This window comes from Vibrio mytili (assembly GCF_000830505.1).
GTDB lineage: Bacteria > Pseudomonadota > Gammaproteobacteria > Enterobacterales > Vibrionaceae > Vibrio > Vibrio mytili.
Map to the genome: position 1 here is coordinate 1 of NZ_JXOK01000046.1, position 23,588 is coordinate 23,588.

General features: G+C 45.5%; 21 protein-coding genes and 3 pseudogenes. 11 read left to right on the top strand and 13 right to left on the bottom strand.

Translation table 11 applies throughout. From position 1 onward, the window contains the following. Nucleotides 1-76: 76 nt before the first annotated feature. From SU60_RS12035 to SU60_RS12060, 7 genes and pseudogenes are all read right to left on the bottom strand, one after another. Nucleotides 77-535: a hypothetical protein gene (locus SU60_RS12035; protein ID WP_041155711.1), complete on the bottom strand. Its 459-nt coding sequence runs from the start codon at nt 533-535 to the stop codon at nt 77-79. Then, entirely contained in the window at nt 532-1,683 is a 1,152-nt protein-coding gene (locus SU60_RS22770) for a hypothetical protein (RefSeq protein ID WP_342418112.1), read from the bottom strand. The genes SU60_RS12035 and SU60_RS22770 overlap by 4 nt, the downstream gene beginning before the upstream one ends. A 23-nt stretch (nt 1,684-1,706) precedes the next feature. Then, a complete protein-coding gene (locus tag SU60_RS22775) occupies nt 1,707-2,579 on the bottom strand; it encodes a hypothetical protein (RefSeq protein ID WP_342418113.1) in 873 nt (290 codons plus the stop codon). Further along, nucleotides 2,579-4,321: a hypothetical protein gene (locus SU60_RS12045; protein WP_041155712.1), complete on the bottom strand. Its 1,743-nt coding sequence runs from the start codon at nt 4,319-4,321 to the stop codon at nt 2,579-2,581. The genes SU60_RS22775 and SU60_RS12045 overlap by 1 nt, the downstream gene beginning before the upstream one ends. Continuing rightward, a pseudogene (locus SU60_RS12050) lies at nt 4,314-5,644 on the bottom strand (tyrosine-type recombinase/integrase). Before SU60_RS12050 ends, SU60_RS12045 begins: the two are co-directional and overlap by 8 nt. Nucleotides 5,645-5,739: 95 nt before the next feature. Further along, entirely contained in the window at nt 5,740-7,098 is a 1,359-nt protein-coding gene (gorA, locus tag SU60_RS12055; RefSeq protein WP_041155713.1) for a glutathione-disulfide reductase, read from the bottom strand. Between the two features lie 258 nt (nt 7,099-7,356). Beyond that, nucleotides 7,357-8,196, bottom strand: coding sequence for a 23S rRNA (adenine(2030)-N(6))-methyltransferase RlmJ (locus tag SU60_RS12060; protein WP_041155714.1), 840 nt, complete (start codon nt 8,194-8,196; stop codon nt 7,357-7,359). A gap of 434 nt (nt 8,197-8,630) precedes the next feature. On the opposite strand from SU60_RS12060, the gene prlC reads away from it, so the two are divergent. Continuing rightward, a complete protein-coding gene (gene prlC / locus SU60_RS12065) occupies nt 8,631-10,673 on the top strand; it encodes an oligopeptidase A (protein ID WP_041155715.1) in 2,043 nt (680 codons plus the stop codon). A gap of 59 nt (nt 10,674-10,732) precedes the next feature. Here prlC and asnC read toward each other — a convergent pair whose 3' ends face one another. Further along, entirely contained in the window at nt 10,733-11,197 is a 465-nt protein-coding gene (gene asnC, locus SU60_RS12070) for a transcriptional regulator AsnC (protein WP_041155716.1), read from the bottom strand. 123 nt (nt 11,198-11,320) lie between these two features. Between asnC and SU60_RS12075 the strand changes: the two are divergent. Together SU60_RS12075 and SU60_RS12080 are read left to right on the top strand one after the other, a co-directional pair. Beyond that, a pseudogene (locus SU60_RS12075) lies at nt 11,321-12,099 on the top strand (class I SAM-dependent methyltransferase). 183 nt (nt 12,100-12,282) lie between these two features. Beyond that, nucleotides 12,283-12,852 carry a hypothetical protein gene (locus SU60_RS12080; protein WP_041155717.1) on the top strand — a complete coding sequence of 190 codons (570 nt, stop codon included), beginning with the start codon at nt 12,283-12,285 and terminating at the stop codon, nt 12,850-12,852. A 64-nt stretch (nt 12,853-12,916) separates the two neighbouring features. Here SU60_RS12080 and SU60_RS12085 read toward each other — a convergent pair whose 3' ends face one another. Further along, entirely contained in the window at nt 12,917-13,795 is an 879-nt protein-coding gene (locus SU60_RS12085; protein ID WP_041155718.1) for a carboxylate/amino acid/amine transporter, read from the bottom strand. A gap of 64 nt (nt 13,796-13,859) precedes the next feature. Beyond that, nucleotides 13,860-14,285 carry a universal stress protein UspA gene (gene uspA / locus SU60_RS12090; protein WP_041155719.1) on the bottom strand — a complete coding sequence of 142 codons (426 nt, stop codon included), beginning with the start codon at nt 14,283-14,285 and terminating at the stop codon, nt 13,860-13,862. Nucleotides 14,286-14,461: 176 nt separating this feature from the next. Between uspA and ftnA the strand changes: the two are divergent. The 3 genes and pseudogenes from ftnA (at nt 14,462) to SU60_RS12105 (ending at nt 16,754) form a co-directional block, all read left to right on the top strand. After that, nucleotides 14,462-14,988: pseudogene (gene ftnA / locus SU60_RS12095) on the top strand (non-heme ferritin). Between the two features lie 92 nt (nt 14,989-15,080). Continuing rightward, a complete protein-coding gene (gene uspB / locus SU60_RS12100; RefSeq protein ID WP_041155720.1) occupies nt 15,081-15,404 on the top strand; it encodes a universal stress protein UspB in 324 nt (107 codons plus the stop codon). 156 nt (nt 15,405-15,560) lie between these two features. Then, nucleotides 15,561-16,754 (top strand): BaiN/RdsA family NAD(P)/FAD-dependent oxidoreductase, encoded by a 1,194-nt coding sequence (locus SU60_RS12105; protein WP_041155721.1) that lies wholly within the window; start codon nt 15,561-15,563, stop codon nt 16,752-16,754. Nucleotides 16,755-16,826: 72 nt separating this feature from the next. Here the strand turns inward: SU60_RS12105 and SU60_RS12110 are convergent, their stop codons facing one another. Next, complete coding sequence (locus SU60_RS12110; RefSeq protein ID WP_041155722.1) at nt 16,827-18,170, bottom strand: sigma-54 interaction domain-containing protein; 1,344 nt, start codon at nt 18,168-18,170, stop codon at nt 16,827-16,829. A gap of 431 nt (nt 18,171-18,601) precedes the next feature. Between SU60_RS12110 and SU60_RS12115 the strand changes: the two genes are divergently transcribed. The 5 genes from SU60_RS12115 to SU60_RS12135 all read left to right on the top strand — a co-directional run bounded on the left by SU60_RS12115 (nt 18,602) and on the right by SU60_RS12135 (nt 21,978). Then, nucleotides 18,602-19,153 (top strand): BON domain-containing protein, encoded by a 552-nt coding sequence (locus SU60_RS12115; protein WP_041155723.1) that lies wholly within the window; start codon nt 18,602-18,604, stop codon nt 19,151-19,153. Nucleotides 19,154-19,204: 51 nt separating this feature from the next. Continuing rightward, nucleotides 19,205-19,381, top strand: a complete 177-nt coding sequence (locus tag SU60_RS21385) for a DUF1328 family protein (RefSeq protein ID WP_041155724.1) — start codon at nt 19,205-19,207, stop codon at nt 19,379-19,381. 14 nt (nt 19,382-19,395) lie between these two features. After that, nucleotides 19,396-19,593: a hypothetical protein gene (locus SU60_RS12125; protein ID WP_041155725.1), complete on the top strand. Its 198-nt coding sequence runs from the start codon at nt 19,396-19,398 to the stop codon at nt 19,591-19,593. 143 nt (nt 19,594-19,736) lie between these two features. Continuing rightward, nucleotides 19,737-20,168: a hemerythrin domain-containing protein gene (locus tag SU60_RS12130; RefSeq protein ID WP_041155726.1), complete on the top strand. Its 432-nt coding sequence runs from the start codon at nt 19,737-19,739 to the stop codon at nt 20,166-20,168. A gap of 172 nt (nt 20,169-20,340) precedes the next feature. After that, on the top strand, nt 20,341-21,978 hold the full coding sequence (locus tag SU60_RS12135) for a diacylglycerol kinase family protein (protein WP_041155727.1): 1,638 nt from the start codon (nt 20,341-20,343) through the stop codon (nt 21,976-21,978). Nucleotides 21,979-22,362: 384 nt separating this feature from the next. On the opposite strand, the gene SU60_RS12140 is transcribed toward SU60_RS12135, so the two are convergent. Both SU60_RS12140 and SU60_RS12145 read right to left on the bottom strand, forming a co-directional pair. Beyond that, nucleotides 22,363-22,764: a hypothetical protein gene (locus tag SU60_RS12140; protein ID WP_041155728.1), complete on the bottom strand. Its 402-nt coding sequence runs from the start codon at nt 22,762-22,764 to the stop codon at nt 22,363-22,365. Between the two features lie 119 nt (nt 22,765-22,883). After that, nucleotides 22,884-23,318, bottom strand: coding sequence for a DUF2383 domain-containing protein (locus SU60_RS12145; RefSeq protein WP_041155729.1), 435 nt, complete (start codon nt 23,316-23,318; stop codon nt 22,884-22,886). Between the last annotated feature and the right edge of the window lie 270 nt (nt 23,319-23,588).

Sequence of the window (23,588 nt, forward strand, 5' to 3'; positions counted from 1 at the left end):
GTGAGCTAGGGAAGAAGTGGCAGTCGTGTGGAGTGTTTGGTAGCCCACATCAATATATCAGTGGGCTACTGGTGGATTACTTGATTGGCACGATCTGGCTTCTTTTCAGCCTAGAAAGCTCCTCCCGAAGCTCTGCATTTTCATGCTCCAACTCATCCACACGAGTTAATGCCTGAACCAGCTTATCATTCAAGTGATGCTGCGCAGCCGCAAATAAGGCTAACTTCTCTCGCTCCGTTTCATACTTAGCCTTGTAGTTATCCTTGATACGCTGTTGCTCTTTGAGCTTAGTGCGCACGGTCTGGATCTCTGGCCGGATTATTTCACCATTGCCTGCCGCGATTTCAGCTTTAGTCTGTCTAACCTTATCAACAAACTCGGGGTAGTAATAGCCACTGCCGTTGCCAAGGTTCGCTTCCTCCTCAACAGCGCGAACACTGAGCTTGCGATGGGCAGGGATACGCTTAGGTTTACCCTGTTTAATGCGTTCTAGAGCCGCTTCAAGCGCTAGCAATGTGTTTTCGCTCTTACTCATGAGTTCGCTACCTTTAAGTCAGGTTCGAAAGGGGTAAATGGCAGTTCAAAATCAGCCATGACTATCTCTGCGGCTCTTACTTGGGTGATGTAGTGGCTACGCTCACTCACCGAAATATCTTCGTCGGATTCCATGTAAGCAACCAAACTGTTGTGCTTTTTCTGCCACCACAGCGCTTGTTCCTCGTCAATGATGCTGCTGCCTGAGCCGCAATCGACACAGAATTGAGGCATGACAACACCATCCATATCGCAATTGTATCCATTTTTACAATAGCTGTGCAATGAGCCGTGCAGTGTTAACTTGCCGTCCTTAACCGCCCTATAGATGATCTCCCAAGAGCTATAGATACTCGGTATTTCGCCGCGCATTTTCATGATTGCTTTACCGTGAGTTCCCGCGAGTTTTTCGTCCGAATGCCACTGTTTAAAAATCTTGTTCGCCGTTGATTCTGCATTGATTTCAGTGAGCAGGTTTTTTACCTTTTCGTCTACCATTAAGTCCCGATAGCTCGCCAGCTTTCCGCCATTGGTGTACCACTCGGTCATGGCTAAATATAGGTGCTTAAATTGCTGTTTCAGTGCGACTAATGTACTAAAGCGGTTCTTAATGCAGTAAAACGCCAGTGTGCGCCTGAACTGGTGTGGAGTTAAGGGCCAAGGCTGACCAACCGTGACAGATTCTTTAATTCGCTCTAACGAGCGCGGGTTAGACTCAAGGCATTCCTGATAATCTTCTTCACTCACCACCATGCCGAATTGCCGACAAAAACGCTGTAAGCGGGAGGACCAGTCAGTAATTAATACTGGACTTTTAGAGCGATAGGTATGATTAAGCCAAATGGAGTCAGTATATTTGTCATTGGGGTAAACGACCTCTGAGCGCCAGCGCTCTGTGAGTGTTGACATCAGTTCGATAGCTGTTTTTGAAGACGCTGCTGTCACCCAGGTTTCGCGTTTTTCTCCCAGCTTAAAGGTGTGAGATTGCAGCATGTGGTAGTCGCGACCTTCAAAGGTGTCCTTGTAGTAGCTGTCAGGAGTGAGCTTGTCTAATTCGGAGTCCCGCATTCCGCTGAACCCGCCACATACGATGTAGCTACTGGTAATCAGTTGCCCAAGGTAACGTTTGAAATCAGTTCCGTTGCTCAACTTAACATTCGGCAGTTTTTCGGCTAATGGTGCAATGATATCGAGAACGGAGTTGGGCTTATTTTCTTGAAGGGCCGACGCAAATTTGTGGTTATCAATCCCTCCATCAGTTTTAAAAACGTGAACATGGCTCCTTGCGCAATCTTTTCATCGAGGACACGCCTACCTTCTAGATAGTTGTCTTGCATGGCATTTTCGGTTTGGGCAATTAGCGCCCGAAATGGATGGGCTTCTTCGATAAGTTCAATCGCTTTACCGTAAATCTCATCACATAAGCGCTCAGGGATAACCAGAGTTTGCTGCTTGTGTAGGTCGCAAAGTTTTTTTGCCTCAACAGATGCCTTAATCGGCGCGGTAAAGCCTAGCGCTAATTGATGCCACGGTGCGAACTCGATAGCTTTGTTGATAGCAATAAAACATTGCTCGATAGTGCTTTGTGCGTACCCGTTGTTGATAAGATATGCCTCAAAAGATTTCCAGTGACTGGGTTTAGAGAGCGCTTGTAATGAACTGAGGCAGTTTTGTATTAGGAAGCGATAGGCGAGTTTTATGCTTGCTTGTCGAGTTTTAGTGCTAGAAAAGGAAGTTGCTTTTCGTTGTTTCGGGTTCTTGTTAAACAGCCAACCAAAAGTGAGCAGTTTTAGCTCCCGTTGCAGTGCCGGTGACCGTTCGAACTCTGCAAATGGTAAATTATTTTTGCTTTTTTTTCGGGAGAACGGCAGGCAGTTCCAGTCGCTATCGCCGAAGCTTGCCGTGACCGCACCTTCTTTATCCCTGCAGACGATAACCGCATCCAGTTCATCAAAGCGTTGTTCATGATACAGCCTGATCAAATCAGTATCTTGAATTTTGTGCGCTGTTGGAAAGCTGGCTTCATAAAGGTGGTCGGTTTGCATTATTTTGCCCCCTTAGCAACGCGAGGAATGAGGTTGAGAATGGAATCGGCTTCGCCCCACGCTGGGTGCAAGCCATCGTCATTCAGACGCGCTTCGGCTTGCTTAAGTACCTTGGCATGGAGGTTGGGTAGTATTTTCTGGTCGATGAAGGAAATAATCGCCTTGAAGTTGTTGCGATAATGACTGGCATCTAAATGCAGGTATAGCGACTCTTCGATGCAGGCTTTAAACGAGAGCAGGCACCAGATATCTGCCACCGACTGAACAATGACTTGCTCTGGACAGCCAAAACACGCTAACAGGTCGGCGCACGCTAATCGCTCCCCCTCTTTGGCTAATCCGTGGCGTCGGGCTTGTCTGGTATATTTCTCCGACTTTTCACCAAACGGGTTGTTACAGCTTGACCCGCTTGATGTTCGACTGAGGTTAGGCAGTTTGATGCTGTTTTCTTGTTCAATCACTAGCACATCAATTGCCAGATTCTGCCTCGCTTGCGAGGTGTTAACCTTACTTTTGGCCTGCTCCTCTCTTATCGCCATGGTATCTTGCATCATGCCATTATTGGTTGTTTTATTGCCTTCACTGTAATGCTTCTTGCGGGTGTTGGGCGTGTTGTTCAGCATGATGTCGTTCGCCATGTCGCCCTGATGAAATGCGGTTAACTGGGCACCGGTTTCGCGGAAGCGGCTTATCATCGGACGCAATCGACGACCCGTTTGGTCAGTAAATGAAAAGTGCGCTTCCATCCAGTCTGCAAAGCTACGGAGTGTTATAGCCTTTATTGGCTGTACCTTATTGGCAGTGACCGTTTGCAGCAAGAGGGGCTGTTCACCAGTATCAATTAGCATGGATGCTTCACGCAACTTATCGAAAAAGTCTAAGGCGTATTTTGGAATATCTAACTCATGGCCACACATTTCCACCTGAATCGTTTTAAACGCACGGCGTTTAAAGGCAGGCATGGTGTACCATACCTCGTCCAGTGTGGTTGAAGCATTGTCTGGTTGGCGCAGTTGCAACAAGTTTCCGGTATTGCTATGGGTGTAATAGGCCAGCAGGAACGCTCCTGCGCACATCATCTTGCTAATTCCACCATACAAGGGGTATTGCTTACCCTGCCAGTGAAAGGTCATGGTGGACACGTTTTTGTAGGCATCAAAATGCTTTTCTGGGAATGCAATAAATTGCTTTTGCGTCTGCTTAAAGACTTGTCGTAAAAAGGGAAGCAGTTGGTTTAAATCGCTGCGGGTGTAGGCTTCGTAAGGTTCTGTATCGCTGGAATCCCTGACCACCACGTTATCGAAGTAGTGATGCGACAGGTCAAGATATTTGATAAACAGGATACTCATTTCTCCGCGTATCCGCGCGTAGGTCGAGTCTTTCATCAAACCTAACATCACTCGGTCATTTTGGTGAGACATATAGCCTTCAATAGAGCATTTGGTGAATGCGTTGACGCTCTGTTTATCGCACCACCTGAGATACAAGGATGCGGTAGAAAAGACGTTGTACAGGGTGAAATGACTGCCACCTTCTTCAATCTCTTTATCGAAGCTTTGTTTTAACTGAAGAATAACGCCCTCTCGTTCAGCATCTTCAAATTGCCCGCCCTGTTGCAATAACTGCGTTGAGGGAAAGTGCTTGACCAGAAAACGGTTAAAGTCCGCTTTTTGAATACTATTTATGTCTAATTGGATACACAGCTCTGGCTGCCAACCGCTTAGATATTCCACCTTACTCATTGCTACCTCCCTGTTCGTTATGCAATACGCTGTGCATGATGCTATCGAGGATGCCAAACTTGACCTTGAAAGCCTTTTTCCGTCTTAGAAAGCGCAAATACTTCCAGGTGGTCGATTCATTTTTATGTCCCATCCAAGCCATCAGCAGTTCCATGCATTCAAGGTCAAGGAGTCCAGCTTCAAGCAGGTCACTGAGGCGGTAAGTGCCATAGGTCGAGCGAAAATCGTGGAAACGGTGCATAAAAGTGGGGTGCGACTTTTTGATTACGCTGCGCAACTCTGACCATCTGGCTTCAATGGACTTTGCGCTGACCGGATTACCTTGCTCACTGACAAAAACGGGTTCGTGACTCTCACAACGCTCTAGTGCATCAACTGCCTCCTGCTTCAGCCCCAATGCCACTTCAAATAAGTTATCCAGTTTATGATTTAGCTTTGTCACACGCTGTAGGCGCCGCTCAGAGGTGCGGTATTCATTTAACTGGGCTAGTAGCTCAGCTGATATTTCAATGGTTCTTTGCTTGGCATATTTGGTTTGAACACCATACAACTGCGGTGAAATCGTCAGTTCATAGCGGTGCTCACTTTCAGCAAGGGGGATCGCAGTCTTTAATGCATCCAGCGTGAGTGTGGCTACTTCATTGATCCGCATTCCGGTATCAATAGAAAGCAGCACCTGAAGGCGTAGTTCAATGGATGCTTGAGGCAGATACGAGGTCAATATGTCCAGCGAATCGTTACTCAGGGGAGTAAGCGGCCTGATGTTCTTGCTGCTGCTGTCCCTCGGCACTTTAATTCGTAGATCACTGGTCTGCACGGTAAACGTTGGCGATATGTGTGCCAGCATCCCAGTGCTTTGAACGGATACAAACTCCATCTTAAAAGGAGCCTCTTTCTCGTTCTTGATTTTCAAGCAACCATCATGCATTAACCACTTGTAGTAGTTAACAATTTGATTCATTCGGACGCTTGCTGTGCTGTGAGCTAATTCACCATTCTTGATTTGTTTTAACAGGTGAGAACGAAAAAGATAAGTTGGTTTTAGTCTTTTGACGGGAGGGAATTTATCCCATGCTAATTGTTTGTCTTCAAGGAATTGGTAGTAAGCATGTAACGCTTGAGCGCAGGGGGATAGGTCTTTAGCTGCTTTGATGGTTTTTTGGTAGAAGAGGTAACTATTTGCTTCGTGGTTGAACGAACCATCTTGATTAAACAGTGTAGGCAGTGAGCAATATTCCCCTCAACAGGAGAACATTGACAGTTGTTATCACTGACCGATAACTCTGTCTGTTTGTAGACATTGTTTGATTGTATGAGATACATAAATTTACCTAGAAAACCACTGACCATACATACAGTATGGTCAGTCCGTAATTATTTTCCAGATTTATTTATGTGTGTAAGATGTTTTTCCTACACTAACCTGTCATGGTAACGAACTCTTCTGAGCCCGTTGGGTGGATAGCCACAACAGAGTCGAAGTCTGCTTTGGTTGCGCCCATCTTCATTGCAACACCGAAACCTTGGATCATTTCATCCACGGTGAAACCGATGCCGTGTAGACCAACCACCGTTTCTTCTTCGCCCGCACAGACTAGCTTCATCTTACATGGTTGACGGTGCTTGGTAACGGCGGTGTACATCGCAGTGAAGCCAGATGTGTAGACTTTGATGTTGTCTTTGCCGTACTTCTCTTCCGCTTCTTGCGTTGTAAGACCGATAGTGCCGATTGGTGGGTGGCTAAATACCACGGTTGGTACCAAATCGTAGTCCATCTTCGCGTTTGGTTTATTGTTGAACAAACGCTCAGAAAGTTGACGACCTGCTTTCACTGCTACTGGCGTTAGCTCGATACCGCCTTCCATGATGTCACCTACACAGTAGATGCCTTTCACGTTGGTTTCTTGGTATTCGTCTACCTTGATGTAGCCTTTCACGTTGGTTGCCACACCTGTTGACGCTAGGTTGATTGCGTCGGTTGCTGGATGACGACCGATGGCCCAAATCAGTTGGTCAACGTTTTGGCTCTCACCGTTTTCTAGGTGCAGAGTTAGGCTGCCATCGGCTTCTTTTACCACTTCTTTTGGTACAGAATGGGTGTGCAGTTTTGGACCTTCTGCGTCCATCACTTCAACCAATGTATCGATGATCATCGGGTCGAAGCTACGTAGTGGTGACTCTTTACGTACGAACAGGTGTGTTTCTGTACCTAGTGCGTGCAGTACGCCGGCGATTTCAACCGCGATGTAGCCTGCGCCCACAACCGCAACGCGTTTTGGTTGCTCTGCTAGGTCGAAGAAGCCATTTGAGTCGATGCCGTATTCAGCGCCTGGAATGTTTGGAATAGTAGGACGACCACCAACTGCGATCAGGATGTGATCCGCAGTATAATGTTCGCCATTTACTTCCACTGTTTTTTCGTCAACAAACTTAGCAAAACCTTTAATGACGTTTACTTTGTTGTTGCCAAGAACGCGATCGTAAGATTGGTGAATACGACCAATGTACGCCTGACGGCTCTCAACCAGTTTGCTCCAGTCGAAACCTTTCACGTCGACATCAAAACCGTAATCTTCTGCGTACAGGTTCATTGCTTCTGCGATTTGCGCGCCATGCCACATCACTTTCTTCGGTACACAACCCACGTTTACACAGGTGCCACCGAGATCTTGAGCTTCGATTAGCGCAACTTTCGCGCCGTACATGGCTGCACGGTTTGCAGATGCGATGCCGCCACTGCCGCCACCGATACAGATATAGTCAAAATGAGTCGCCATTACTTTCTCCAAGAGCTTATAAATTTTATCTGGTAAATAGATAGATTGGGATGACTTTGCCCGAACTCAATGCCATCCTTATCCCACTATCATAAATCGAATGTAACGAATTCCTAAATGGGAAAAAGTGATCTTGCTTATGACAAATAGCGATGAGAGGCACAAAAAGAACAATCAGCGCGATCAGATGGCGGGGTTGAGAGCATACAAAAGCGCAACGAGAATGTCGTTGCGCTGGTAGACTGTGGTGCCAAAGTATTACTCTGGCACAATCCAGTCCACTTTCCAGTGACCAGTTGCTGGCGCGATGGCTTCTTGTAGGAATGGCAGAATCTCTTTCATCTGGCTTTCCAGTTTCCACGGTGGGTTAATCACAATCATGCCGGAGGCGGTCATACCGCGTTCATCACTGTCAGGTGCCACACCAAGCTCAATTTGCAGGATTTTGCGAATTCCTAACGCCTCTAGCCCTTCGATCATATCTTCAATGTCGCGGCGGTTTACAACCGGATACCAAATCGCGTAAATGCCCGTTGCCCATCGCTTATGGCTCTGATAAATCGCTCTCACCACATCGCGGTACTCTTTCGCGAGTTCGTACGGAGGATCAATCAGCACCAAACCACGACGCTCTTTTGGTGGCAAGCTGGCTTTCAGACGTTGGAAACCGTCTTCTTTGTAGATATTCACTTGGCGATCACGATGGAATTCTTGCTCCAATAGCGGGTGATCGGCGGGGTGCAGTTCGGTTAAGACCATGCGGTCTTGCTCGCGAATTTGTGCACGCGCTACGCGAGGTGACCCTGGGTAATAGCGAAGCTTTTCACCATTATTCAGTGCCTTGATCGATTCTATGTAGCTTTGAATGTCTTCGGGAAGGTTTGGGTTATCCCAAATTCGTGCGATGCCTTGTTTGTATTCGCCGGTTTTTTCAGACCACTCGTGCGTGAGATCGTAGCGGCCGACACCCGAGTGGGTATCGTGATAAACGAACGGCTTGTCTTTTTGTTTCAGCGCGTCAAGGATGAGGCTTTGAACGATGTGTTTGACCACGTCAGCATGGTTGCCTGCGTGGAAGCTGTGGCGATAACTTAACAAATTAAACTCTCGAAACACTCTTTGTCTGAGTGTGGTCTGTGATTTCAGATACAATAATCGGTGTGCTTGGCGGTATTATACCCAACATCGTGGCAGATGCAGAATCTGACTTTGCTCTGATGCCAGTGTTTATGCTCTGAATCGTGCAACTTGATGTCATTTGGGGAGCGGGCACTATTGAAATACCGTTAGTTCACCCATACTTAAGTAATCGTAATACAATTGAACTAGATGAAATTATCGTGTTCAAACTGAGTGCGAAACATCTACAAATAACAGACTCAAGGACAGAGTTGCTTTGATTAACCCTCTGGTCATCACAGCGTAGAAAAGGGAACGGAGATCCCCTACATCCATGTTGTTGGCTTCCCTGTGCATTGAGTTAGCCTGCCTTGGTAGGTCATCACAGAGTCATAACACAAAAGGAATTATTCATGTCTAATCCACTTCTGACGTTTACGGATTTGCCTCCGTTTTCTCAAATTCAACCTGAACACATTCACCCAGCGGTAGAGCAAGCGATTAGCGATTGTCGCGCAAAAATTGATGAAGTTTTAAAAGACAATGCCAATCCAAGCTGGGAAAACGTCATCGCACCAATTGAAGAGGCGGATGATCGTCTTGGTCGTATTTGGTCACCAATCAGTCATATGAATTCGGTGGTGAACAGCGAAGCGCTCCGAGAGGCCTATGAAAGTTGTTTACCTGCGCTATCTGAATACAGCACGTGGGTGGGGCAACATAAAGGGTTGTATGAAGCCTATAAAGCAATTAAAGCCAGCGATGAGTTTGCAACACTGACCCGCGCACAGCAAAAAACCATCACCGATGCACTGCGTGACTTTGAATTGTCTGGCATTGGTTTGCCGTCAGACGAGCAACACCGCTACGGTGAGATCAGCAAGCGTATGTCAGAGCTTGGTTCTAAGTTCTCTAATAACGTACTCGATGCGACGATGGGATGGACCAAGCACATTACCGATGAAAAAGAGTTGGCGGGTATGCCAGAATCGGCATTGGCAGCCGCCAAAGCTGCGGCTGAAGCGAAAGAATTGGATGGTTATCTCATCACTTTGGATATCCCGTCATATTTACCTGTCATGACTTATTGTGATAACCAAGAACTGCGTAAAGAAGTGTACGAAGCTTACGTGACTCGCGCGTCAGACCGAGGTCCAAATGCTGGTAAGTGGGACAATACCGATATTATTTCTGAGCAGTTAAAACTGCGCCACGAAATTTCTCGTATGTTAGGTTTCAATACTTACAGCGAGAAATCATTAGCAACGAAAATGGCAGAAACGCCAGATCAAGTGTTGGGCTTCCTCAATGATCTTGCGGTACGCGCTAAACCTCAAGGAGAACGCGAAGTTGAAGAACTGCGTCAGTTTACCAAAAGCGAGTTTGGCGTCGAAGAGCTTAATGTTTGGGATATTCCTTACTACAGCGAAAAGCAGAAACAACATCTGTTCCAAATCTCCGATGAAGAACTGCGTCCTTACTTCCCTGAATCCAAAGTGGTGAGTGGGTTGTTTGAGGTATTAAACCGTGTGTTCGGTATGAGTGTCAAAGAACGTTCTGGTATTGACACATGGCATGAGTCGGTTCGCTTCTTCGATATCTTTGATGCTGAAGGCGCGCTGCGTGGTAGCTTCTACCTCGATCTTTACGCACGTGAACACAAACGTGGTGGTGCGTGGATGGATGACTGTCGTGGCCGTCGCATTACGCTATCTGGCGAACTGCAAACCCCAGTGGCTTACCTGACTTGTAACTTCAACCGACCAGTGGGTGACAAGCCTGCGCTGTTTACCCACGATGAAGTCGTGACCTTGTTCCACGAGTTTGGCCACGGCATTCACCATATGTTGACCCAAGTCGATACGGGAGCTGTATCTGGCATTAACGGTGTACCGTGGGATGCGGTTGAGCTGCCAAGTCAGTTCCTAGAAAACTGGTGTTGGGAAGAAGAGGCATTGGCCTTCATCTCGGGTCACTATGAAACGGGCGAACCGTTACCAAAAGCGATGCTCGACAAAATGTTAGCCGCGAAGAACTTCCAATCGGCAATGGGTATTCTGCGCCAGCTTGAATTCGGTTTGTTCGATTTCACCTTGCACACGGAATACGATCCTGATGTAGGTGCTCAAGTGCTGGAAACGTTAGCGAAAGTGAAGCAAAAAGTGGCGGTTGTACCTGCGGTAGAGTGGGCGCGTTTCTCACACAGTTTTGCACACATTTTTGCTGGCGGTTACAGCGCTGGCTACTACAGCTACTTGTGGGCAGAGCTGCTCTCTTCAGATGCGTACTCACGCTTTGAAGAAGAAGGTATCTTTAACCAAGAGACGGGACGGAGCTTCCTTAACAACATCCTAGAAATGGGTGGCAGTGAAGAGCCGATGGAGTTGTTTAAACGCTTCCGTGGCCGTGAACCACAAATTGATGCCCTGTTGCGCCATTCAGGTATCGCCGCTTAAGCGCGAAGATAAACACAGAGGCCAACCATACGGTTGGCCTTTTTCATACCTTGGCCGAATTATGGATTCACGTTACGGTTGATGGGGTTTTGCAGAGAGATCAAGGTCTCAGTGGACTGGACTTCATCAATGGCTTGCAGCTTATCGATCAAAACAAACTGTAATTCTTCAATTGATCGACACATGAGTTTGACGAAAATGTTGTATGCCCCGGTGGTGTAATAAGCTTCAACGACCTCGTCGAGTGCATTGAGCTTTTCGAGTGCAGAGTGGTAATCACGAGCGGCATTGAGATTGATACCAATAAAACAGCACACGTCGTAGCCCAGCTTTTTGGTATTCACGATCACCTCGGTACCCTCAATGATCTCGGCTGACTTCATTTTTTCGATACGCACGTGAATAGTGGCAGGGCTAACATCGAACTGCTTGGCCATTTCTGCGTACGGTGTTCTCGCATCTGCCATTAGGGTTTTCAAAATTGCGCGATCGAGATCATCGAGTTTCGGTAAGCTCGCATTCATACGATTCGTTCCATAGGGTTTAGGACAGTGGGTTCATTTTAGCCCGCTTCGCAGTTACTGCAACAAAACCCGTTGTAAGGTAAACTCAGCACCAGTAAGTACGATTTTTATTGGAGCCCTCTTTTGCTACTGCAATTGATTTGTGAAGACCCGTCTCAACAAGCACACCTTGATGAGCTTGCTGCTCGTTGGCAACTGACTCATAGCGAAGACAGTGTGTTTGCTTTGGTACTGACTGCTGAACGTTTAGAGCTACGTAAAGTTGATGAGCCAAAGCTGGGTGCGATTTTCGTCGACTTGATCGGCGGTGCGGTCGGTCACCGTCGTAAATTCGGTGGTGGAAAGGGTCAAGCCATCGCAAAAGCCGCAGGCTTGAATAAAGGGCAACGCCCACGATACTTGATGGTACTGCGGGCTTAGGCCGAGATGCGTTTGTGCTGGCCTCTCTGGGGTGTAACGTGCAAATGGTAGAGCGTCATCCCGTCGTTGCCGCTTTACTGGATGATGGCTTAGCACGAGCAAAACAAGATCCTGAAATTGGAGTTTGGGTCTCGGAACGAATGTCATTGCTTCATGCTTCCAGTCATGATGCGTTGGAGAAACTGGCGCAAGACAACGATTTTGTCAGGCCCGATGTGGTCTATCTTGACCCCATGTACCCACATCCGGAAAACAAAAAGAAATCGGCATTAGTCAAAAAAGAGATGAGAGTATTCCAATCACTGGTTGGCGCGGATTTGGATGCCGATGAACTCTTACAACCTGCCATGACATTGGCAACAAAACGTGTTGTTGTTAAGCGTCCAGATTATGCCAATTGGCTGCACGATAAAAAGCCAAGTATGGCAATCGAAACCAAAAAAAATCGCTTTGATGTGTACGTCAAAGCTTCAATGGCATAACTTTCTGACACGATTCATTTTCTTGTTCACAGCGTGGTTTATCGCGCTGTGACGACACCTTTCTTTTCATCTTTCCCGGAACAGTTTTTTCTTGCCTAATTAGCGGGCTGACTGTATATCTAAGTAAGAATTATTATTATTTCACGCTCAGTGAAGTAATCATTAGCTTGCTGGAGTCTGTATATGGCGAAACGCTTATGTAAAATGAATCGTAAACAGATCGCGACCAACCTTGGTGATATTCATCGTTTGGTGGTGGCGCCAAAGTTTGTTTGTCGCTCGTGTGCGCGCTCTTCCGCCGCTAAAGATACTTTGTGTAAGCCTGCGGCTATTCCACCGCAAGCTTGCCAAGACAAGTCACTTAACGAGCAGCAAGAGTGCGGGCTGTTGGCTGAAGCGTTGCCGACACCTCCATCTCTGGTTACAACCAAGCCTGCAGTTGAGAAAGCGGCGATTGTTCAGCGCGTCGTGGAAAAAGTAAAAGAGAAAAAACAGGCGGAAAAACGAACCTCTTCAGCCAGTCTTTCAGTCTCTGAACGATTTGATTTCACAGACAAGAAATCATTGAAAAAAGCTAAAAAGGCACTGAAAAAACAGTACAAGCAGCAGAAGAAGCTACTCAAATTCGCGAAGAAGCAGCAAAAGTTGCTCAAGCGTCAACGTAAGTTAGAAGTGCGCAATGCGAAGCTCGAAGTGCTGCTCCCAATGCCCAGCCCTGTGATAAACGAGCCCCCTCACGGCAAGGTACACTGAGTGTGGTCAGATATAGATAAAAACGCTCTCCATTGGGAGAGCGTTTTTTTGAATTGAGTTTGTCTTACTTGTTGGCGTAACTCATCTCAGCCCGCTTTTTGACCCAAGTTTCGTTGACCCAAAGAGAAAAGATGATAATGGCACCACCAATCGCCAAGCGAGTGATGTCGACATCTCGATTCCAAATCACGATATTGACAATCAAGCCCGCTGGAACCAGCGCGTTATTCATGACTGCAAGTGCGCCTGCATTGACTAAGGTCGCACCTTTATTCCAGGCGAAGTAACCAAAGCCTGACGCGATTAAACCAAGGTAAGTGAGAATACCCCATTGTGTCGCGGTGGTTGGTAGCTTGTCGAGGTTACCCATCAGTGCAAATGCCACGGTGGCAACGCACAGTGCACCGAGGTAAAAGTACCCAAAGACGGTATGCTGAGGGAGATCAATAGGTTCACTTTCCATAATGTATTTGTACCCCACCTGACCGATAGCAAAGCACAAGTTCGCTCCCTGTACGACGAGAAAACCCATTAAAAAGTTTTCGTTCACACCGGAAAATTTAATCCATGCGGCGCCGACGACAGCAATGAGTGCTGTCACTAAATACCACGGTGAAAAACGCCCTTTGAGTAAGTCATAGATCAGTGTGACGTAGATTGGGGTAAATACGGTGAAGAGCAGCACTTCTGGTACAGAAAGGAGTAAAAAAGACTGGTAGTAGAAGCAGTACATTAATCCAAGCTGGAAACCGCCCACGATCATCAGTTTTGCGATCAACGATTTACTTACGCCACGGAATTTTAAAAACGGAATAAACACGAGACTGGCGAGCGCCACACGCATCCAAACCGAAAACCAAGAATCAACCTGACCAGCGAGATAAACGCCGATCAGGCTAAATGAGAATGCCCAAAGTAGGGTGACTGCGGATAGATAAGCCATGGATGAGAATCTTTATCAACAACAAATGTGCTCGCAGTCTAACCAAGTTTTACCGCTGCGCCAATCAGTCTTTTAGCGGTACGACCAGCATATCGACTGGAGAGCAGTTGATCAGCTGTCGAGTGGAGGAAAGAATCTTGCTCCAGAAGTCTTGGTGGTGACCACACACAACCAAGTCAATCTTGTAATCTTTAATGGTGTCGCACAGTTCATTGCTTAAGTCACCGCTACCAACCAGCGTATGAGTGATAGGGTATTCAGCGTATTCTGTAAAATTCGCTAATTGTGTGCGTGACGCTTCCATTGCTTGGTGTTGCGCTTCCGCCATATTGATGTCAATCAGACCTGTGTAGAGTTCTGCGTAGTTCACATCGATGTGAATGAAAGAGACTTTCGCATCCAGAGGTTTTGCCAGTGACACGGCCTTCTTAATTAATACTTTACTGTCGTCTGACAGATCGACGGCCACAAGTATGTGTTTGTAACTCATATTGCTATCTCCTTGGTAAGGTCATAGTTTCAGATTAGCACTAACCCTTAATAAATTTTGCTAAAGTGATCTCATATCATTATATGTGAGTACATATGTTTATTATCAGTTCACGGTCTTATGTGACTAATCATGTTATAGTTATATGAATCGCATGCATATATTTAGGAGTTAACATGTTGTCTCAAACTATGGTCGAGCAATTGAATGAGCAAATTAACCTAGAATTTTTCTCATCCAATCTATACTTACAGATGAGTGCTTGGTGTGAAGACAAAGGTTTTGAGGGTGCGGCTGAGTTTCTACGCGGCCATGCGGCTGAAGAAATGGAGCACATGCAGCGTCTATTTACCTACGTAAGTGAAACGGGTGCATTGCCAATCTTAGGCGCAATTGATGCTCCAAAACACGATTTCGCAAGCTTGGTGATGTCTTCCGTGAAACATACGAACATGAGCAGATGATTACGGAAAAAATCAATAAGCTTGCGCACGGTGCGTTTACCAGCCAAGACTACTCAACGTTTAACTTCCTACAGTGGTACGTGGCCGAGCAGCACGAAGAAGAGAAGTTGTTTAAAGGGATTTTAGATAAGATCGAATTAGTTGGTGAAGATGGAAAGGCACTGTTCTTCATCGATAAAGATCTGGCACAAATGGCGAAAGAAGGTTCATCTTCAATTTTGGATGCTCCAGCTGTATAAGGCGCTTACTAGCGTGAACTACAGCGGTTAAAAGACGCAGTACATGTTCGTCTTTTTCTCTTGAGCATTTTTGAAGATGTAGGGAGGAAAAGATGATCAGTGTAGACACAATCTTATTTGCGCTAATGGTAGTAACAGGGGTCAACATGATCCGTTATCTTACCGCTCTTCGTTCTCTGATTTACATCATGCGTGAGGCGCATCCGCTGCTGTACCAACAGGTGGACGGTAATGGCTTTTTTACCACCCACGGCAACGTGACGAAGCAGGTGCGTTTATTTCACTATATCAAGAGTAAAGAGTACCACCACCATCACGATGAAGTGTTCACGGGCAAGTGTGAAAGAGTGCGAGAATTGTTTGTCCTTTCCACAAGCTTACTCGGCGTAACTCTGCTCGCGGCATTTATTCTGTAAGTTTTATGTCTTGATAAGGGAAGCCTTGAGAGGGCGCTTGGAATTTAAGCGCTTTTCCCGAGATAGATTTCTCGGTAGAATATTGGCCAACAAAGCAAGGATGTGCACTCAGCACATCCTTTTTTATTTTGTATTTTGGATATCTGAGCGTTACCGATGAGCAAGAAATTTGATGTTGTAGTGATTGGCGCGGGTGCTGCGGGGTTGATGTGTGCGGCAGAAGCAGGCAAGCGAGGTCGACGTGTATTGGTGCTCGATCATGCCAAAAAACCTGGGCGAAAAATCCTTATCTCAGGCGGTGGCCGCTGTAACTTCACCAATTACGACGTCTCAGCGAATAACTATTTGTGTCAAAATCCACACTTCGTTAAGTCGGCGCTCTCTCAGTACACTAACTGGGATTTTATCGCGATGGTCAGCAAGCACGGCATTGAGTTTGAAGAGCGTGATCATGGCCAGTTATTTTGTGTTGACGCCTTTACTGCCAAAGATATCGTCAAAATGCTGCTAGCAGAATGCGACATGCCAAATATTGAGCAGCGCTACCAATGTGATGTCCACTCGATTGAGAAAGTTGAAGAAGGCTTTCGCCTGCTTTCGGGTACGGAACAGGTCGAGTGCGAGACTCTGGTTATCGCGACGGGTGGTTTATCGATGCCAAAGCTTGGGGCGACGCCATTTGGTTACAAAGTTGCACAGCAGTTTGGTCTTCCTGTTATTCCAACGACGGCGGGTCTTGTGCCATTTACGCTGCATAAAGAAGACAAAGAAGACTTTGCTGAGCTGTCTGGCATCGCGGTACCTGCGGAAATCACCGCGGAAGATGGCACCATGTTCAAAGAGGCCCTGCTGTTCACGCACCGAGGCTTATCAGGCCCTGCTGTTTTACAGATTTCTTCATTCTGGCGAGCAGGTCAGCGGGTATCGATTAACCTAGTTCCAAACGATGATGTTGCCGAACTATTAGAGCGCAGCCGTGAAAAACATCCCAATCAATCGCTTAAGAATACCCTTGCGAAGGTACTACCCAAACGCTTAGTTGAAGTCTTGATAGAGCGTAAAGAGCTGATCGATAAACCGCTCAAACAGTTCAATCAGAAAGAACTTTCCGCAATAGCTGAACGTTTAGAGCATTGGGATATCGCGCCGAATGGGACTGAAGGCTATCGAACGGCAGAAGTGACTCTTGGTGGTGTGGATACCGATCACTTGTCATCGAAAACCATGGAGTGTAAAAACATCAAAGGGCTGTACTTCATTGGTGAAGTCATGGACGTAACGGGTTGGTTAGGCGGCTACAACTTCCAGTGGTGCTGGTCGAGCGGTTTTGTTGCGGGCCAGTGGGTGTAGAGCTGGATATTGATAAATTGATAAAAAGGAGCACGTAATCGAACTTAGTGCTCCTTTTTCGTTTTGCACAGGCTACTCGTCTTGATACTTCTCGAGTTTGTTATAGAGCGTTTTAACGCTGATACCTAGCTCCTGAGCGGATTCTGTTTTGTTACCTTGATTTTCTTCTAGCGTGTTGAGAATGGCGGCTTTTTCTAAATCTTCTAGAGATACGCCTGCTGGCACTAGATCTTCGATACTGGTGCCACTTTCGAGGGGTGGGGTATCAAATATCAAGTGTTCATCGCAAATGGTGTCATCGGCTAAAATAAACGCACGCTCAATGGTGTGTTTCAATTCACGCACATTCCCTGGCCAGTCATGCATGGCGATTTTCTGGATCGCAGAATCGAGAATGGTTTTGGTTTTAGATTCATGCGCATTGCGGTGGGCGATAAAATGTTTCGCGAGTCCAACAATATCACTGCCTCGTTCTCGCAATGGTGGGATGGTCAATGGGAAGTGCGATAACCGGAAAAACAGATCCTCACGCAAGAACTGTTCTTCGATAGCGATTTTAGGATCTCTGTTCGTCGCGGCAATGATTCGAGTATTAGCAATATGAACCGTATTGCTGCCGACTGGACGGTACTCACCGGTTTCCAATACACGTAATAACTTCACTTGGTGCTCTATCGGCATTTCGGTGATTTCATCTAAAAATAACGTGCCACCTTCTGCCTGTTTAAATACGCCTTGGTGCGTTTTGTTCGCTCCGGTAAATGCGCCCTTTTCATGCCCAAACAATTCACTGTCGACCAACTCTGGGCTGATGGCTCCACAGTTAATCGCGATAAATGGTTGTTGCTTGCGATCGCTTGCCAAATGAATAGTTTGCGCCACCAACTCTTTACCTGCACCACTTTCACCAACAACAAGCACGTTAGCTTCTGTTTTCGCTACGCGTCGGATCATGCGATAGAGTTGGTGCATAGGCGATGAAGATCCGACTAAAAGACCAAATTGATCCAAGTCGCTAGTGGAAACTTTAAGCCCTTGGTCCTGCTTGTGCTGATAGTATTGGCTGACTTCGCTTAAGGTATCGGACAATATAGAAATGTTGACCGGCTTTCTATAGTGGAACGCCGCTCCTAAGTTCATGAGCTTATCGAGGTTTTCGTTTGGAGCGCCAGAGCTAATAATGATCAAGTCAGCATCGTAATTATTTTCGATATCGGAAAGGCGCTGGTAATCGGCATGAGTAAAGCGGTCTATTTCAACAATCGCAACTTCCGGTTTGAGGTGAAGATAGTTTTCAATCCAATTGTCTTCGGCATCTGCATCATAAAGACGGAATTTGTTCAGCTCCTCGCAAGAAGTAATGTCATCCTTGAGTATCGGGTCTTGTATTTTTAGAAACAGGCTTGGCAACGACATAGAAATGTCCTCTTTACTATGAGAGAAACAATGTACGTCGATTACTCTACCTGCACAAGAAAAAATACGGTTAAGACTATTTTAGGGCATTATCAGGTATTTATATGTTGAAGATGTTTCCTCTATTTATTAATAAAAGACTGAATGCGTTCTTTATCATTAATTAACGGTTTTCATGCGGTCAAAATTAACTTTTTAATTAGCCTTACTTCGAAAAAACTTTACGTATGTACTGTTTCTTGGTTGCTAGCTTATTTGGGTTGATTACTGATAAAAATTTACACTTCGTCTGTGTAAATAATTCATATCTGTGCCAGTTATCTTCCCTCCGATGTGTGTGTTTTTGGTTTTAGTTCTTTATAAACAGTATTTTATGAAGTTGGCATGCGCTTTGCTTTTATTAAAATACAACGTCATAAAGGAGAGCAACCATGAAAAACATCGCATCTAAAATTGTCCTGACTTCTGTTCTTGCAACGTCATCAACAGCAGTTCTAGCGAATCAACAATGGGAAAAAGAATCCATGGACGCTTGGTTAGATGGTAAAGCGGAAACCACGCTTCTGTTAAATAGCAATCTCAACTCTTTTGATATTAATACCGATGTTGAAAACCAAGTGGTTACTTTGTCTGGTTCGGTAGATAACGAACTTGAAAAATCATTAGCAGAAGAACTTGTTTCTGGTCTTGATGGCGTCAAAGACGTGAAAAATAAATTGTCGGTGGTGAAAGACGATAAAAAAGAAGTTGATTCAGAAGCACTCGCTACTTTGACAGATTCTAAAATTACGACAATAGTCAAAACACGCTTACTTATGGATACCAATGTGAGTGGTACAGATATCGACGTAACGACCAATAACAAAACAGTGACGTTATCGGGCCATGTGAGTTCAGATGCGGAGCAAGATCTCGCACTATCAATTGCAAATAATACCAATGATGTCAATAAAGTGATTGATAACCTTAAAGTCGTTCAATAATCGCGAGTCGCGTGAACGGACACTTTATCTGGAGATCTGGAGGGAAACACTATGGTTCGTTGGATTTTTATTTTTTTAGTCTTGGCACTCGTTTCTGCCGTATTGGGCTTTACCGGTATTGCAGGCGCAGCGGCATCGATCGCTCAAGTGATATTTTACCTATTCTTGCTGTCATTAATTATTTCAATCGTGATGGTGTTGATAGGCAGAAAAAACGTCAGTAAATAGACAGGAGAGTATGTATGCAATTTAAATCATTTATTTATCGTATCGCTGCTGTATTAGGTTTAGCACTCGCTCTGGCTGCCTGTAGTGATGAAGGCCCAATGGAGAAGGCTGGCGAGAAGCTTGACGAAGCAGTAACCGACACTCAAAACGCGGTTGAAGATAGCTGTGAAAAAGTGAAAGAAGACTTAAATGCGGAAGATCAGGATTGTTAGAAGCTCATCGCGCATTTCACAGCCAAACAATAAGAATAGCAAGCAATAAGAATAGATAGGTAAGAGTAGGGCGGTTAAGTGCCGCCCTTCTTTTTGGCCTGCTGTTCACAATCAACCGCCCACAATCAAATGAGGAATCAAAGATGAAAAACATATTTGATGTACTGAAAGAGAGTCATGAAAAGCAACGCCTTTTACTCGATGCTCTGATGGAAACGTCCGGTGATTCCCCTGCTCGTGAAGAGTTTTACCACAATCTAAAGTCTGAGCTCGAACAACATGCGGCTGCAGAAGAGCGCTTTTTCTACGCGCCACTGATAGAAAGTGATAAAACCATCGATCTCACTCGTCACGGCATTGCTGAGCACCATCAAATCGACAAAGTTATCGCCAAGCTTGATGAAACCGACATGAGCTCACCGGCGTGGTTAAACGAAATGAAAACGCTACGCCATAAAGTCCTGCATCATCTTGAGGAAGAAGAGCAACGATTTTTCCAACTCGCGGGTAAAGTGATGTCTGACAAGCAGAAGCGTCAGCTTGCCAATGGTTATTTGGACGAAATGGCCAGCTAACGGTGTTGGAGCCTTTCGTGTCGGATCGATACGAAAGGCTGCCGTTAAAGTTTACTTAGTCTCTTCTTCTTTTTCTTTGCATTTTCACTAACTCACTCATTTTCGCCTAATTTTAATATAAACCTGAGATTCATTCACCGAATCGTGCACTCGCTTAAAGCAAGGAGAGCGAATGTTTATCATCAAATATTATATTCTTGGTGCGCTAGTAAGTTTATTGGTCGCGATTTATACGCCTCAAATCATTATTAGCCTGTTGTTCTTGTGGGTTTCGCTCTCGCTTGCGTTAGTTTGTGTCGCCTATGTTTTCGACATACCTTCGATTTTCAGAAAAAACCAAGATGGTAAAATTATCTGGTGGATTCGCTGGGCATTCATCCCGTTTTTATTGGGAGCTAAAGCCTATAACGCGTGGGAAAGACGTCGAGATACGGTACCACCGATTCAAAAAGTCAGTGACAATCTGTTCCTATCCCGCCGCTTGTTCCAGAGTGATTTAGATTTCCTCGAGTCGCAGGATATTTCTTGTATTGTCGATGTTACGGCGGAATTTGCTGGATTAGAAAGTGCGATGACAGATAAGCAATTCCACTATCTTTCTATTCCGGTGTTAGACCATAAAGCTCCAACGCTTGAACGGCTGCGCCATGCGATTAACTGGATTGATACTCAAATCGCATGTTCTCGCTCTGTTGTTGTACATTGCGCTTTAGGCCGCGGTCGGTCCGTGTTTGTGGTCGCGGCGTATTTACTGAGTAAAGATTCTTCACTGACGGTTGAGTCTGTCATGAAAAAAATCAACAATGTGCGTAGCACTGCAAGGTTAAATAATTTGCAGCTCAGAACCTTACGCGCGATCAGTGAAAAAGGTGTCCTCGGTATAGAACCATCGACTTGGATGGTGGTCAATCCTGTCGCTGGTGGTGGAAAGTGGCAACAATATGAACAGCATCTGATTCGTGAGTTAACCAAAAAATACCGTCTGGATATTCATCAAACCAGTGAAGATCTCAGAGCAGACCAACTCACGCAGCAGGCAAAAGAACGTGGAGCTAAGCAGGTGATTGTTGCTGGTGGAGACGGCACAGTCACGGAAGTGGCGAGTCAGTTGATTGATAGCGATATCAAGCTCGGCATTGTCCCTCTTGGCACTGCCAACGCGTTGTGCCACGTGCTTTATGGCGTCGGAGCAAAATTATCACCAGTAGAAAAAGCGTGTGAAGCCCTGCTTAAGGGGCAGTGTCAGCGTATAGATACCGCGGAGTGTAATCAGCGATCTATCTTGTTAGTGCTAGGGATTGGTTTAGAGCAAAAAATGATTGAGCATGCACAGCGAGAAGAAAAGAATGCGTTGGGACAGTTGGCATATCTAACGGGTTTTTTTGATGCGGTAGTGGCGGAAGAAACGCAAACCTTGACCATATCGATAAAAGGTTCATCAGATAAAGAACTCAGCGATAACCAACAACAAACGCTTGATGTACATAGTTTTGTTGTTGCGAATACCGCCCCGTTTAGTACCTTACTGGCGCAAGGTGGTGGTGCTCCGCAGCCCGATGATGGCCAATTACATATTACCTACTTAGACAATACGGAATCATTGGGTGATCGACTCATTGCATTGTCTGATCTGACATTGACCAGTTTAGGGGCGCAGAATGAATCGACCCTGTTTAAGTACGCTACCGCTCAGCAGATCACCATTGCTGCAGATAAACCTATTGATTATGTGATTGATGGAGAGCTTTATTCGGACAAAAAATTGGTTATCAATATTCGTCCTAAATCCTTAAGCGTGTTTGTCCCATGAGGAAAGCGTATCTCCTGTCGAGATGAGCTAAGCGTTTGGCCATCTTGCTATGTTCTAACAGCTAGTGTTCTAACAGATAGTGTTCTAACAGGTAGAAAGAAAGATAGTTCACCGAGGAAGCGTGTCACTTTTTACCACTCTCAACTCGGTTAAAAAACACAAGTCGGTTAAAAAACATGAGATAAAGATAAGGTCGCAGTTTTGACGCTGCGGCTTTTTGGTATTCGATCGAATGTGACTTCGTGTTTGAAATACTACATCGTGTCTGATGGGGGCTTGTTACATTGACAGGGTTACATCGACAAAAACATCTAACTCGCCGAGCATCTTTAACGGGCAAAGATGCCATCAACGGTGATGAGAGTTAAATCAGGGTAGGTCTACCTACCCTGAGGTTTGAGGTAAGTGTTTTTCAATTTCATCATTTTCGACTTGTAAAGCGGCTAACCAGTAAGAAACTAAGGCCGTTACATTGGTGTCATCGATGGTTTTGAGTAGCACTTTTACTTCGTCCAATAACACCTTATTCATGAAATGCATCTCTTTATAATTACCAAGCTCGGCGACACCATGCTCTGTGGCATTTTCTGCAATGAATTGTTCACCGTCTTGATCGAAGAATAACTCAGCCATCTTTTTTATCATCACTTTCTCTATCTTCACGAATCGATAGGCTGCTCTTGCCAGTGTCATGTGCGATTGTGGATTCACCAGGGGCAGACACGTTTGGCGGTGATGTGTCATTTTTACGAGTAGCTCCCTTACTCGATGATTATCAAATGTCATACAAACCTCTTTAAGTTGTAGAAGTACAACAGCAATGGTCAAACGACGTGACCATTGCTTTGCTCTTGATGACTCGCTGGTGATTGTTTTATTACCAATTCTCTATCGGTTGTTACCAACTAGCTGATTAGGCTGATACTGCTGAGTTTTTCTTTCGCACTCTTGATATCACTACGAACTTTGAGTAGCACGGCGTTATCCGCTTGCTCTGGTTGGTCTACAATCAGTTTTTCAATTTCTTTGAGTACCTTGCTTTCCACTCCTTCAAGCTGTTCAAGGTACATGGTTTCTTTGTCTGTCGAGACCTCTTTCATCACATCGCTGTACACTTCACGAGCCTTGATGGTGTACGAAACAGGCGTGTCATCCGCCGAATCATCTGTGTTTCCCACAGCGTGAGGTTGCAGTTCAAGCACGGCACGTTTGCGTGTTTGAAGCAGTTCCAGCAGCACCTGGTTCAGAGCGGTATTGTCAATGTTGTTAATCGCTTTGTCATAAATGTCATTGCCACTCTCAATGAGCTCAATGATCGAGGAGATATTTTCATTTTTCATCGCTCACTCCTTTAATGAATTTGCTAATGATGAAGCTATTAGTGAAAGCCCACATCTATTGGTCAAGTTAATGTAGTGCGTCCAGATAATGTGGTGAGTTAGCTTTTTTCGCCTCACTTACCACTTATTCAAAGGTTAAAGTTTTACGCTCGCTAAGCGCTCAGCTTTGCACAAATCATTACACACGATTATTTGAACGTAAGCAGGGAGTGTGCCAATGGTGTTTTATTTATTTTAATCAATTAGTTATTTATTTTTGTTGTGGTGATT